The sequence below is a fragment of the Flavobacterium panici genome, assembly GCF_903819335.1.
Classification (GTDB): Bacteria; Bacteroidota; Bacteroidia; order Flavobacteriales; family Flavobacteriaceae; genus Flavobacterium; species Flavobacterium panici.
Map to the genome: position 1 here is coordinate 16100 of NZ_CAIJDE010000067.1, position 15017 is coordinate 31116.

Annotated in this window: 10 protein-coding genes; all 10 read left to right on the forward strand. The window is 31.4% G+C overall.

The features are described from left to right. The first annotated feature begins 140 nt into the window (after positions 1 to 140). Positions 141 to 2594 carry an endopeptidase La gene (lon, locus tag FLAPXU55_RS23190; protein ID WP_180861714.1) on the forward strand — a complete coding sequence of 818 codons (2454 nt, stop codon included), beginning with the start codon at positions 141 to 143 and terminating at the stop codon, positions 2592 to 2594. A gap of 177 nt (positions 2595 to 2771) precedes the next feature. Beyond that, the gene (gene porQ, locus FLAPXU55_RS23195) at positions 2772 to 3791 is read left to right on the forward strand and encodes a type IX secretion system protein PorQ (RefSeq protein WP_180861716.1); all 1020 of its coding nucleotides are present in this window, start codon (positions 2772 to 2774) and stop codon (positions 3789 to 3791) included. Positions 3792 to 3796: 5 nt separating this feature from the next. Beyond that, positions 3797 to 4399, forward strand: a complete 603-nt coding sequence (locus FLAPXU55_RS23200; protein WP_180861718.1) for a murein L,D-transpeptidase catalytic domain-containing protein — start codon at positions 3797 to 3799, stop codon at positions 4397 to 4399. 244 nt (positions 4400 to 4643) lie between these two features. Beyond that, positions 4644 to 5336 carry a (d)CMP kinase gene (gene cmk / locus FLAPXU55_RS23205; protein ID WP_180861720.1) on the forward strand — a complete coding sequence of 231 codons (693 nt, stop codon included), beginning with the start codon at positions 4644 to 4646 and terminating at the stop codon, positions 5334 to 5336. 69 nt (positions 5337 to 5405) lie between these two features. Beyond that, the gene (locus tag FLAPXU55_RS23210) at positions 5406 to 6668 is read left to right on the forward strand and encodes a nucleoside permease (RefSeq protein WP_180861722.1); all 1263 of its coding nucleotides are present in this window, start codon (positions 5406 to 5408) and stop codon (positions 6666 to 6668) included. Positions 6669 to 6743: 75 nt separating this feature from the next. Then, positions 6744 to 7274, forward strand: a complete 531-nt coding sequence (locus FLAPXU55_RS23215; RefSeq protein WP_180861724.1) for a hypothetical protein — start codon at positions 6744 to 6746, stop codon at positions 7272 to 7274. Between the two features lie 138 nt (positions 7275 to 7412). Continuing rightward, a complete protein-coding gene (locus FLAPXU55_RS23220) occupies positions 7413 to 8675 on the forward strand; it encodes a tetratricopeptide repeat protein (RefSeq protein ID WP_219637282.1) in 1263 nt (420 codons plus the stop codon). Positions 8676 to 9134: 459 nt separating this feature from the next. After that, positions 9135 to 10013: a hypothetical protein gene (locus FLAPXU55_RS23225; RefSeq protein ID WP_123924589.1), complete on the forward strand. Its 879-nt coding sequence runs from the start codon at positions 9135 to 9137 to the stop codon at positions 10011 to 10013. A gap of 165 nt (positions 10014 to 10178) precedes the next feature. Further along, positions 10179 to 11957, forward strand: a complete 1779-nt coding sequence (gene rpsA / locus FLAPXU55_RS23230) for a 30S ribosomal protein S1 (RefSeq protein ID WP_053474191.1) — start codon at positions 10179 to 10181, stop codon at positions 11955 to 11957. Positions 11958 to 12097: 140 nt separating this feature from the next. Then, entirely contained in the window at positions 12098 to 14899 is a 2802-nt protein-coding gene (locus FLAPXU55_RS23235) for a DUF7619 domain-containing protein (RefSeq protein WP_180861728.1), read from the forward strand. Positions 14900 to 15017 lie beyond the last annotated feature (118 nt).

Genomic DNA, 15017 nt, shown 5'->3' on the forward strand with positions numbered 1-15017 from the left:
ACTATTTTGCATTTGGCATAATGATTGTCTATTTTTATGGCCTATCTTGTAAATGAAACACTTAATTGAAACAGCAGCTTTTAAGGCCGTGTTTACAAATAGTATTAAACTTTTAATGACAAAACGACTTATATATTATTATGTCAAATCATAAAATACTCACTATTGACAATCTGTCACTACAAGAATTTGATTCAGAAGCAGAATTAATTCCATTATTAACTCCAGAGGACGAAGAGGAAATGAACAATGAAGAACTTCCTGTTTCTCTGCCAATTTTACCTTTACGAAATACAGTTTTATTCCCGGGAGTTGTGATTCCAATTTCTGCAGGACGAGATAAATCAATCAAATTAATTAATGATGCCAATGCCGGCGGAAAAATTATTGGAGTTGTTTCTCAAATTAATGAAGAAGACGAAGATCCGTCAAAAGACGATATTCATAAAATAGGAACAGTTGCGCGTATTTTACGTGTTTTAAAAATGCCTGACGGAAATGTGACCGTTATTTTACAAGGAAAAAAACGTTTTGAAATTGACGAAGTTGTTTCAGAAGATCCTTATATGACGGCTACTATTAAAGAAGTGTCAGAAGAACGTCCTGATGAAAATGACAGTGAATTTACGGCTATTTTAGATTCTGTAAAAGAACTGGCAATCCAAATCATTAAAGAAAGTCCAAACATTCCATCTGAAGCAACATTTGCCATTAAAAATATTGAAAGTCAATCGTTTTTGATCAATTTTGTTTCTTCAAACATGAATTTATCCGTAAAAGAAAAACAAGGTCTTTTATCGATAAATGGTTTAAAAGAGCGTGCTTTAGAAACTTTACGTTATATGAATGTTGAACTTCAAAAATTAGAATTAAAGAATGACATTCAGTCAAAAGTTCGTTTTGATTTAGATCAGCAGCAGCGTGAATATTTCCTTCACCAGCAAATGAAAACCATTCAGGAAGAATTGGGCGGTGTTTCGCAGGAAGAGGAAATGGACGAAATGGGACTGAAAGCGAAAACCAAAAAATGGGACGAAAAAACGCAGAAACATTTCGAAAAAGAATTATCTAAAATGCGCAGAATGAATCCGCAGTCGCCAGATTTTGGAATTCAGCGTAATTATTTAGAGTTGTTTTTAGAACTGCCTTGGGGCGAATATTCTAAAGATAAATTTGATTTAAAATTTGCTCAAAAAATATTAGATAAAGATCACTTTGGTCTTGATGAAGTTAAGAAAAGAATGATTGAACATTTGGCAGTTTTAAAATTGCGAAATGACATGAAATCACCTATTATATGTTTAACAGGGCCTCCGGGAGTTGGTAAAACTTCTATCGGGCGTTCTGTTGCCGAAGCATTAGGGCGTGAATACGTTCGTATTTCTTTAGGCGGATTACGTGATGAAGCGGAGATTCGCGGACATAGAAAAACGTATATCGGAGCTATGCCGGGACGTATTATTCAAAGTTTAAAGAAAGCAGGAACTTCAAATCCGGTTTTTATTTTAGATGAAATTGATAAATTATCAAACGGAAACAGCGGCGATCCATCTTCTGCATTATTAGAAGTTTTAGATCCGGAGCAAAACAATGCTTTTTATGATAATTTCCTTGAAATGGGATTTGATTTATCCAAAGTAATGTTTATTGCGACATCAAATAATATGGCTACAATTCAGCCTGCTTTACGTGACAGAATGGAAGTTATCAAGATGTCAGGTTATACAATTGAAGAAAAAGTAGAAATTGCGAAAAGACACCTTTTTCCAAAACAATTAGAAGCACACGGATTAACGGCCAAAGATTTGACTATTGGAAAAAAACAATTAGAAAAAATTGTTGAAGGATATACAAGAGAATCTGGAGTTCGTAATCTTGAAACTAAAATTGCTCAGGTAATTCGTAATGCTGCAAAAGCCGTTGCGATGGAAGAGGAGTACAACAAAAAAGTTACTGACGAAGATATCGTAAAAGTTTTAGGAGTTCCTAGATTAGAGCGTGATAAATACGAAAATAACGATGTTGCCGGAGTTGTTACAGGTTTAGCCTGGACAAGTGTTGGAGGAGATATCTTATTTATAGAGTCATTAATTTCTGAAGGAAAAGGTTCTTTAACTATTACCGGAAACCTTGGAAATGTAATGAAAGAATCGGCTACAATTGCTTTAGAATACATTAAAGCAAATGCTAAAAAGTTAGGTCTAGGAATTGAATTGTTCCAAAAATATAACATTCACCTGCACGTTCCGGAAGGAGCAACGCCAAAAGACGGACCAAGCGCAGGTATTGCAATGCTTACTTCTTTAGTTTCATTATTGACACAAAAGAAGGTGAAGAAAAGTCTTGCTATGACCGGAGAGATTACTTTACGTGGAAAAGTTTTGCCTGTTGGCGGAATTAAAGAAAAAATCCTTGCAGCAAAAAGAGCAGGAATTAAAGAAATCATTCTTTGTCACGAAAACAAAAGCGATATCGATGAAATTAAAGCTGAATACTTAGAAGGTCTTACTTTTCATTATGTAAAAGAAATGAGTGAAGTTCTGGCTTTAGCCTTAACAGATCAAAATGTAAAGAATGCTAAAACGTTGAAATAAACTCACGTTTTAAATTCCAATTTTTTAAAACCCAAATTCCAAATTTCAAACTATCACAAGGTTTGGAATTTGGGATTTTTTTATTGGAATTTATTTAAGCTATAATTTTATTTTTGGCGTTATATAATTTTATATTTGTATTTGCGTTATTCCCATATAGGAACGCCACAAAAACAAATGCCAAAACACTATGTTTTATTTTTAATGTTACTACTTTGTTCGGTTTCGTTCGGGCAGGTTGGAGGGCGTTACACCTATCAATTTCTAAATTTAACAGCATCTCCGCGTCAGGCAGCGCTGGGTGGAAAAGTGATTACGATATATGACGAAGATGTTAACCAGGCTATGTCCAATCCAGCCGTTTTAAACGCAGATATGGATAACCATTTAGCTTTGAATTATGGAAATTATTACGGAGAAGCTTCATACGGAAGTGCTTCGTATGCTTATACTTATGACCGCCATGTGCAGACTTTTTATGCCGGAGTTAATTACATAAACTACGGATCTTTTGAAGGTTACGACGAAAACGGTCAGGCTACATCAGATTTTACAGGAAGTGAAGGCGCATTGTCATTTGGTTATGCTTATAATGTTCCTTTTACAGATCTTCATATTGGAGCTAGTGCGAAGTTAATAACTTCAACACTGGAAAGTTATAATTCAATTGGAGGCGCAGTAGATGTAGGTTTATTATATATTGATGAAAAAAATGATTTAAATTATGCGCTGGTATTTCGTAATATAGGTACACAATTTAGAACGTATTCCGGAATACAGGAAAATTTACCGTTTGAAATCACTGCTGGAATTTCGCAGGAATTAGAACATGTTCCTATTCGCTGGCATCTTACTTTAGAGAATTTGCAGCAATGGAATATTTCTTTTTCGAATCCCGTTCGCGGAGAAACCAATATTGATGGTTCAACAACAAATGAGAAAGTTTCATTTGTAAATAATGCCTTGAGGCATGTTATTTTTGGTATTGAACTCTTCCCTAAAAAAGCAGTAAACCTGCGTTTAGGCTATAATTTTAGAAGAGGAGAAGAATTACGTGTAGAAGATCAACGTAATTTTTCAGGAATTTCATTAGGTTTTGGATTAAAGATAAATAAGTTAAAGTTCAACTATTCGTACTCTAGATATACATTGGCAGGAAATACAAGTCTTTTTGGTTTAATTCTAAATCTCCAGTAATTTATATGAAATTATTCAGTTTACTTTTGTTTATGACTGTAGGCGTTTTCACGGGATCAAAACACTACTTCAAAGAAGAAGCTTCTATTACCAGTGTGGAAATCGAAAGAATTAACAACAGGGTAGATGAAATTAGAGACATGATGAAAATCGATCATAAATACAATACTAAAATTGCATTTTTGGTTGATATGAAAGTACCTTCAGGAAAAAATCGTTTTTTTGTTTACGATTTAGAGAAAAATGAAATTATTGATCAGGGTCTTGTAGCACATGGTTCTGGCTCTGAAACCGGTATTAACGGAATGCTTAAATTTAGTAATGAGCCTAATTCGAATTGCACAGCGCTTGGCAGATATGTAATAGGTAAAAATTACAAAGGCATCTTTGGGAAAGCATATCGATTAATGGGTTTAGATGAATCTAATAATAATGCTTTAAAAAGAGCAATAGTATTACACTCTTATTCTGCAGTTCCTGCCGAAGAACAAAACTATTACATCAGCCGCAGTAAAGGATGCCCAATGGTTAGCGAACAATTTTTTAAACGAATAGAAAAGATAATTGATAGTTCTAAATCGAATATTCTTTTAGATATTTATTATTAAAATATATTATTTATAAGCATCTCATCAATATACTATTATTACAGAAAGCTGAATAACTTTCTTTAATAATAGTTTTTTTTTTTGAACAAGATACAGATATTGAAAACGTTACAATTTGATATTGTTATTGCTATTTGAAACATTCAACTTACAGAGAAAGATGTTACATTTGCAGTTGTATTTTTTGACTGTTTGATAGTCACATATCGTATTATTTAGAGAATAAAAATTAAAACATAAAAAATTGAAAAAAATTACAATTGCTATCGACGGGTTTTCATCAACAGGGAAAAGCACTTTGGCAAAACAATTGGCAAAAGAACTTGAATATGTATATGTCGATACTGGAGCAATGTATCGCGCCGTGGCATATTTTGCTATGCAGAACAAGTTTATTGGAGCTGATTTTTTTGATAAAGAAACTTTGATTCAGGCGTTACCAAACATTCAGTTAGAGTTTAGATTTAATGCTGATTTAGGTTTTGCCGAAATGTATTTGAATGGTGAAAACGTTGAAAAACAAATTAGAACTATTGAAGTTTCTAATTTTGTGAGCAAAGTAGCCGAAATTTCTGAAGTGCGTGCAAAATTAGTGGAACAGCAGCAGGAAATGGGAACAAATAAGGCTATTGTAATGGACGGCAGAGATATTGGAACGGTAGTTTTTCCCAATGCCGAACTTAAAATATTTATGACTGCCAGCGCCGAAACCCGTGCGCAGAGACGTTTTGATGAATTACAGCAAAAAGGTGATAATGTCTCTTACGAAGATGTTTTAAAAAATGTTATGGAGAGAGATTATATCGATACACACCGTGAAGATTCTCCACTTGTAATTGCAGATGACGCTATTGAGATCGATAATTCGTACTTAAATAAAGAAGAACAATTTGCAGCTGTTTTAGAATTAGTAAATGATGTTGTTAAAATAGATTAATTTTTTGTAGATATTATTTTAAATGGTAGTTTTACGACTTCATTTTTACTAAAAAGACAATTTCATTATATGGGAATTAAATTAAGACTGACTATTATGAATTTTCTCCAATTTTTTGTTTGGGGAGTTTGGCTGATTTCATTAGGAGGATATATGGGGCAGGTTTTTGGCCCAATTGAAGGCGGAAGTGTTGGTTTGTCAATAGGAAGAACTTATGGTTCTATGGGTTGGGCAAGTTTGTTCATGCCGGCTTTACTTGGTATCATTGCAGATAAATATTTCAGTGCACAAAAAGTTTTGGGAGTTTCGCATATAATTGCCGGGATTGCCATTTTTTTTGCAACTAAAGCAAATAATTCTCAAGAAATGTATTGGGTTATTTTTGCAACCAGCTGTTTTTATATGCCAACTATCGCTTTAAATAATTCTGTTAGTTATGCAGTATTGAATAAATTTAAATTTGATGTTCAAAAAGCATTTACACCAATTCGTGTTTGGGGTACAGTAGGCTTTATAATTGCAATGTGGATTACCGATTTGACAGATTGGAAATCAAATACAAATCAGTTTATTTTTGCTTCAGTTGCTATGATTGTTACTGGTTTGTTTTCGTTTACAATGCCGGATGTTCCAGCTGAAAATAAAAACGTAAACCAATCTTTGTCAAGTAAATTTGGATTAGATAGTTTTGTATTATTTAAGCAAAAAAAGATGGCAGTTTTTTTTGTTTTTGCAATGTTATTAGGTGCAGCATTACAAGTTACAAATATGTTTGGTGATACATTTATTAGAAGCTTTGGTTCTAACCCTGAATATCATGGTACATTTGGAGTAGAACATTCTGTTTTTATAATTTCATTATCTCAAATTTCTGAAACCCTTTTCATTTTAACTATTCCATTTTTTCTAAAAAGATTTGGTATAAAACAAGTAATGGTATTTAGTATGATTGCTTGGGTTTTACGTTTTGCATTGTTTGGAATCGGAAATCCTGGATCGGGAGTAATTTTCCTAATTTTATCTATGATTGTATACGGAATGGCTTTTGATTTCTTTAATATTTCAGGTTCTTTATTTGTTGAAAGAGAAACAGATAGTAAAATTAGATCAAGTGCTCAAGGATTATTTATGTTAATGACAAATGGAATTGGCGCTATATTAGGTGGTGAGTTTGCAGGAAGAACAGTTAGATATTTTACTACAGGTAATGTAGTTCATTGGACTAACGTTTGGTTTTCATTTGCGGGATATGCATTTGTTATTTTGATTTTATTTGTATTCTTATTTAAGTATAAGCATGATCCGAAGGAATTAGAAGATTTAAAACATTAAATAAAATATAATATTTTGTATAAAACCCAACAGTGATCTGTTGGGTTTATTTTTTAATTTCAGAGAATAAATTTTATGAAATTTGAACTAGAGTTTGATAAAGATATTTACAATAAACAAATGGATTTATTGTTTGATCTTAATTGGAAAAAGAAAAAAGATTATTATAAAAATTCACAATATCTTGGTTTAGTTTTAATCATTATTGGAATTGCCTTAATTTATAAGAGACCCAATATATTTGGAATTGGTTACGTTTTTGTGTTTTTCGGGCTGACTAATCTTATACCTTTTATCTATTATTACTTCAAAATAAGATTTTTTTATAAAAGAATGGAAGATGTTAAGGTAAAGGAAATTAATGATTTTCATTATTTAAAATATATGAATTTGGAATTTACAGAAAATGCTTTAATAGCAACTTCTGGGGAACATTTCAATCTTATCCAATGGTCAGAATTGATACACTATATTATCAAAGAAAATAATTTGATACTGATAACTAAAAATTATGAGCCATTAATTTTAGGTGAAATAGAAGTTGGTTCAGAAAACTTCGAGAAAATAATAGCTTTTGTTAAAGTAAAGTTTGAGGCTAAAGAATAAACAGTTAAACCTTTGTCAAAGTTCAAAACTTTGACAAAGGTGGCTGCACATAGTAAACCCGACAAGTTTTTAAAACCTGTCGGGTTTCTTGCGATTAAAATAAAAGCAATAACTTAGTGATTTATTTTTAAGACTTTAATGATGCCGAAACTAAAATTATTTGTTTTGCTTTTGATTAGCACTTTTGGATTTGCTCAAACGAAAGCATTGTATGAGAAAAGTGTAGAAGCTTATAAAAGCAAAGATTATGTTCAGTTTTTAAAATTGGCTAAACAATTAGATAGTATTAGGCCGGCACATCCTACTTTTACTTATAATTTGGCATCGGCTTATGCTTTAAATGGCCAAAAAGAGGAAGCTTTATTGGTTTTAAAAAGAATGGTTCTGGCAAATAATACAGTTCCTTTTGAAAACGATTCTGATTTTGAATCCATTAAAAATGATAATGGTTTTAAGGAATTATTACAGTTGAAGGTTTTTCAATCTAAAACAATTAAAAATTCAATTGAAAAACTCCGGCTTTCAGAGAAAGATCTTCATCCGGAAGGATTATTTTATCTGGAGAAACAAAAGCTTTGGCTGTCATCGAGTATTCGGAATAAAAAGATCGTTTCTTTTGATGCGTCTGGTAAATGCTCTGATTGGTTTACAGATTGTTTGTATTCGGTTTTTGCTTTAAAAGCAGATCATGATCAAAAATATCTTTGGGTTGTTTGTTCTGCAATTCCTGAAATGAACGGTTTTACAAAAGTACTGGATGGAAAAAGTGAGATTTTAAAAATTGATATTTCCTCTAAAAAACTGATTAAGCGATATACAATCGAGGGAAATCATGTTTTTGGAGATATTGCTGTAGCAAAAAATAATGATGTTTTTATTTCAGATAGTGCTGAACCGATTATTTATAAAATTGAAAATGACAATTTAATTTTATGGAAAGATTTAAGAAATCAAGCTTTTAATCTGCAGGGAATTACATTTAATAAAAACGAATCAAAATTGTTTATAGCCGATTATTTAAAAGGGATTTGTGTATTAGATATAAAAACTAAAAAAGAACATTGGCTGGAATTCCCGAATGAGGTTTCTAAAAAAGGAATTGACGGATTGGTTTTTTATAAAAATTCATTAATCGCAATTGAAAATGGAGTAGTGCCCATTAGAATTATGCGTTACAAGCTAAATGATTCCGAAACTAAAATAATTGATTTTACAGTTTTAGATAATAATAGGGAAGAATTTAATGAACCTGCTTTAGCGGCTTTAGTTCATGATAAATTATATTTCTTTGCTAATTCGCCCTGGAAATTTTATGACAAAAATTTTCAACTTGACGAAAGTAAGTTTGAAAACCCAAAGCTGTTTGAACTTGATTTAGAAAAACCTTTGTCAAAGTTTTAAACTTTTAGGAAGATAATTGCGTATAGTAAACCCGACAGGTTTTTAAAACCTGTCGGGTTTACTATTGTGAAAACCATTGTCAGGCTGAGCGAAGTCGAAGCCTTTATCGGTAACAATGGGCTTCGACTTCGCTCAGCCTGACAAAAAGATCTTAAAAGTTGCTAAACGTCTCATTTAGCCCCGATAGAGCGGTTATCCTTTTTCTGGTCTCGTTTTTAGAACGAGATCAGAAAAAGATAGGAGCGAAAGCGGGACTAGAGGTCTTGAATACAAGTGATTTTCTGCTTCTAATAAAAATCAGAAATTATTTAAATCAATTTTTGAAGTCAAAATTTCACTAATAATATCGTTAAAAAATTAGTAAGAATGTTTTTAATAATAATTTTAAAGTGTGCTTAAAAACATTATCTTGCAGACTTTTTTTAATAAACCAGCAAACACTTAAATCGTAAAAAAACTATGGAGAAATATTATAAGCCATCGGGTAAATTTTCATCAATTTTTATCTTGTACTTTTTGTTGGCCACCATTATAGCATTCCCAATCCTGGGATTAATATATGCTTATTGTATATGGTATATTCCTTTTGTATATATAAATCTTTTTATAACAATGGGGTTTGGTTTTCTCGTTGGGTTTGTAATTGCTCATTTTGTTATAAAAAAAGGAAAAGTCAGAAATCCACTTTTAGGGTGTATTATTGGATTGGCAGGAGCTCTTTTGGCATTGTATTTTCACTGGGCAATTTGGATTGATTTGGTTATTAATGCTGGTGAAAGCTACGGATCTAGCAGAGTTGGTATTACGGTAAGCAATATTGATTTTTTACAAGTTTTTTCATTAATATTCCGACCTGATTTAGTTTTTGAATACATTGGTCAGGTTAATGAATATGGTACATGGGGAATTCGGGGAGCAACGGTTAGTGGAACATTTCTTTGGATTATCTGGATAATAGAATTTATTATCGTGATTGCGATTTCGGGTTTTCTGCCTTATTTAGAAGCAAAAAAGCCTTTTTCCGAATCTACTAATTCTTGGTATGAAGAAGTCATACTGCCTGCATTTAGTTATATAGAAAACAAACAGCAAGTTATCGCATCGATAGCGCAAAGCAATCATGCTGATTTTGATTTCTTAAGTAAAGATATTAACAGCGAGACAGATGATCACAGTATATTTACTCTTTATAAATCTAAATCTGGAAAGAACTATTTATCAATAGATAACAAGACATCAAAGACAGATGATAAAGGCAATATTTCATTTGATAATGATCAAATTGTAGAATATATTGCTATTAACAGCGAATTTTCAAAAATATTACTTAATAAATAATAAGTGACTTATCTATTTGTAATTACAAATATTTGTAGTAATTTTGCAGTCCTTTTGGCGAAGAAGAGTTTCCTTTAGGTATCAACTATTTATGTAAAACAACTTCTGTATTTTCTACTGCTTTATGAAACTCGAGAAAAACAGAATACAAATTTTTTTATCAGCATGTCTGAACAAACAAAATCACAAGAAGAGTTTTTAGCGAATTTTAACTGGCATAACTTCCAAGAAGGAATTGATGCTGTTGACGAGAAAAACTTACAAGAATTCGAAGAACTAGTATCTAAAACTTTTATCGCTACAGATCAAGAAGAAGTAGTTGAAGGTGTAGTTGTTAGAATTACAGATAGAGACGTTATCGTTGATATCAACGCAAAATCGGAAGGTGTTATTTCTTTAAACGAATTCCGTTACAACCCAAACTTAAAAGTGGGTGACAAAGTAGAAGTATTAATCGACATCCGTGAGGATAAAACAGGTCAATTAGTATTATCTCACAGAAAAGCTCGTACTATTAAATCATGGGATAGAGTTATCGCAGCAAACGAAACAGGTGAAATCGTTAATGGTTTTGTAAAATGCAGAACTAAAGGTGGTATGATCGTTGACGTTTTTGGTATCGAAGCTTTCTTACCTGGTTCTCAAATTGATGTTAAGCCAATTAGAGACTACGATGTATATGTAAACAAAATGATGGAATTCAAAGTGGTAAAAATTAACCACGAATTCAAAAACGTTGTTGTATCTCATAAAGCGCTTATCGAAGCTGATATCGAAGTACAGAAAAAAGAAATCATCGGTCAATTACAAAAAGGACAAGTATTAGAAGGTGTTGTTAAAAACATTACTTCTTATGGTGTGTTCATTGACTTAGGTGGTGTTGACGGATTAATTCACATTACTGACCTTTCTTGGAGCAGAATCAACCACCCAAGTGAAGTTCTTGAATTAGACCAAAAATTAAACGTTGTAATCCTTGATTTCGATGATGAGAAAACAAGAATTCAATTAGGATTGAAACAATTAAACGCTCACCCATGGGATGCTTTAGATGCTAATTTAACTATTGGTGATAAAGTAAAAGGTAAAGTAGTTGTAATCGCTGATTACGGTGCATTTATCGAAGTTGCTGAAGGTGTTGAAGGTTTAATCCACGTTTCTGAAATGTCATGGTCAACTCACTTACGTTCTGCTCAGGACTTCGTGAAAGTTGGAGATGTTGTTGAAGCAGTTATCTTAACTTTAGATAGAGATGACCGTAAAATGTCATTAGGTATCAAACAATTAACTCAAGATCCATGGACTGACATTACTTCTAAATACCCAGTAGGTTCTAAACATACAGGTATCGTTAGAAACTTTACAAACTTTGGTATTTTCGTAGAATTAGAAGAAGGAATTGATGGATTAATCTACATTTCTGACCTTTCTTGGACTAAGAAAATCAAACACCCATCTGAATTTGTAAATGTTGGTGAAAAACTTGATGTAGTTGTATTAGAATTAGATGTTGAAGGACGTAAATTATCTTTAGGTCACAAACAAACTACTGCTAATCCTTGGGATCAATACGAAGATTCTTTCGCTGTAGGAACTATCCACAATGGTGAAATTTCTGAAATCGTTGACAAAGGAGCTACTGTAGAATTCGGAGATGATATCGTTGCTTTCATTCCTACTCGTCACCTTGAAAAAGAAGACGGAAAGAAATTGAAAAAAGGTGATACTGCTGATTTCAAAGTAATCGAATTCAACAAAGAATTCAAAAGAGTAGTTGCTTCTCACACTGCTATCTTCCGTGAAGAAGAAGAGAAAAACGTGAAAGCTGCAACTGAAAATACTTCATCTGCTTCTACTACAAATGCACCAGCTGCAACTTTAGGAGATAACAATGATGTATTAGCTGCATTAAAAGCTAAAATGGAAAAAACTGAGAAAAAATAATTCTTAGTTTTCTTTAAATAGAAAGTCCCACAGAAATGTGGGACTTTTTTTATGCTTAATTTTATTTTGTTTAGAAAGTTTTAACAAAAAAAGTTGTGTTATTGTTGTAAAAAGTTACTTTTGTTTGAAAATCCTTAAATATGAAGAAACTCTACTTTTTAATTTTATTTTTATGCTTTTATGGTTTGAATGCACAGGTAATTACTATCTCTGATGCTACATTTAAAGAAACTTTACTCAAGGCCAATACTACAAATACTATCGCTCAGGATAGTAATGGAAATCCGATAAAAATCGATTTAAATGATAATAAAGAAATTGAAGTCAGTGAAGCATTAAATGTATATAAACTTAATACCTACATGCCCGTAAGAGAGGGAATTATTCTAAGTTTATCAGGAATTGAATATTTTACAAATCTGATAGATTTGAATTGTTCGGGTTTTTATAGCCAAACGCTTGATCTTACGTTGCTTAAAAATTTGCAAAAGCTTACTTGCTCTGAAACTCATCAAATGAAAAATTTGATAATTTCAGGGTTGACAAAATTAAAATATCTGGATACAAATCATTGTAATAATCTTTCTGCTATAGATGTTTCCGGATTAACTGATTTGGAATATTTAGATTGCAGCAGGTTAGCTCTATCTTCTTTAAATTTAGCAGGTTTAACAAAGCTGACAGAACTAAGATGTTATGGAACTATTATAAATAGTCTGGATTTTACTGGACTGGCAAGTCTAAAAAAGGTTTATTGTTTCGAAAGTCGTATTAACACATTAACTCTTGGCAGTTTAAGTAAACTAGAATATTTAGACTGTCGTTTTAACACCATAAAAACTTTAAACTTATCTGGTGTGCCCAATTTAGAATATTTAGACTGCAGCTCGAATAGTTTTACTAGCTTAAATTTTTCAGCTCTGACAAAATTAAAAACCCTTCAAGTTCGCTATAATAATTTAACAGCTTTTGATGTTTCAAAATGTCAAAATTTAGAATCTTTAGAATGCAGCAGTAATGCATTAACTAGTTTAAATATTTCAAATTTACCTAAACTTACCACTTTAATCTGTATAGGTGATTCGTCTAAGCCTAAATTAAATAGTTTGACAGTTTCTCAATGTAATAGTTTAGCACAAATAAATTGCAGTTCAAACTCATTGCAAACTTTAAATCTTGGAGTTATGCCCTCATTGAAATCATTAAATTATGGTGGTAATACTATAATGACTACTATTGATTTATCTGGTTTTGAAAATTTAGAGTGGTTCAATTATGAAAGCAGCGGTCTTTTAACTTTAGATGTAACAAAGAATCCGCATCTAAAATCTATTTACGGTTCTTCTGCTAAAATAGAATTTTTGGACTTTTCTTCATTAAAAGAACTACAGACTTTAAATCTTTCTTATAATGATTCTTTGCTTTATTTATTGCTAAAAAATGGAGTAGTTTCTACTAGTTATACGTTAGGAACTCCAAAACTAAAATATTTATGCGTTGATGAAGAAAATATTTATTTTTATAAGCAATTGCTAACTAATCCAAAAAACTGCGAAATAAATACCTATTGTAATTTTGTTTCGGGTAAAGAGTATTATGTTATTAGTGGAGTAAATAAATATAATTTTGATAATAAGGGATGTGTAGCAAACAATTCAGTATTTCCAAATTTAAAATATACCATTACTAACGGAACAAATTCGGGCAGTTTTTATTCTGCAAATAATTCTTCTTATGCGATTCCGGTTCAGGCAGGAGCAATTACTATTATACCAATTGTAGAAAATTCAAATTACTTTACCGTTTCGCCAACATCGGTAATTGTGAATTTTCCAACTCAGGCAAGTCCTTATATACAAGATTTCTGTATTTCACCAAATGGAAATCAACCGGATCTAGAAATCGTTTTAATTCCTACAGAAGCCGCACGTCCGGGTTTTGATGCAAAATATAAATTAGTATATAGAAATAAAGGAAATGTTACGCAGTCAGGTACTGTTAATTTAACTTTCAATGATGCAGTTTTGTATTTAACAGCTTTAAATCCTTCATCAAATAATCAAACAAGTAATAGTTTATCTTGGAGTTTTTCAAATTTGCCTCCATTTGGAACTAAAGAGATAATTTTAACTTTTAAAGTAAACAAACCAACAGATAACCCTGCGGTTAATAACGGTGACATATTAAAATATAAAACAACTATTACTTCGCAGGATACAGATAAAACCCCTTTAGATAATACTTTTACCTTAAATCATACTGTTGTTGGCTCTTATGATCCAAATGATAAAACTTGCTTAGAAGGAACTGTTATTACACCAAGTTTAATAGGAGAGTATGTTCATTATATGATCCGTTTTGAAAATACAGGAACATTTCCGGCACAAAATATTGTAGTAAAAGATATGATTGATTTATCGAAATTTGATATTTCAACTTTGATTCCAACAAGTTCAAGTCATTCTTTTGTTACTAAGATTTCTACAGGAAATAAAGTTGAGTTTATTTTTGAAAATATCAATCTTCCATTTGATGATGCTAACAATGACGGATATATTGCTTTTAAAATCAAAACAAAACCAACATTGCAAGTTGGGGATTCATTTACTAATGAAGCCAATATTTACTTTGATTATAATTTTCCAATTTTAACCAATAAAGCTACGTCTACTTTTAAAACTTTAGGAACCCAAGATTTTGAATTTTCTAAGTATTTTACTTTGTATCCAAATCCGGTAAGTAATACTTTAAATGTAAATTCAACTCAGAATATTGAAATACAATCTTTTGAAATTTATGATATTTTAGGTCAGTTGATAATTGCGGTTCCAAATGCTAAAATGGTTTCGGATATTGATGTTTCCAGACTTAAAACGGGTAATTACTTTATTAAAGTAAAATCAGATAAAGGAAGTTCAGCTATTAAGTTTATTAAGAAATAATAATCATTCTTAAATAAAAAGTCCCACTTTACGGTGGGACTTTTTATTTAAGAATGTTTCTTCAGTTATTTTGATGCTAATAAATTTTCTTCTTCCGGAGTATAATAATCAACAATAG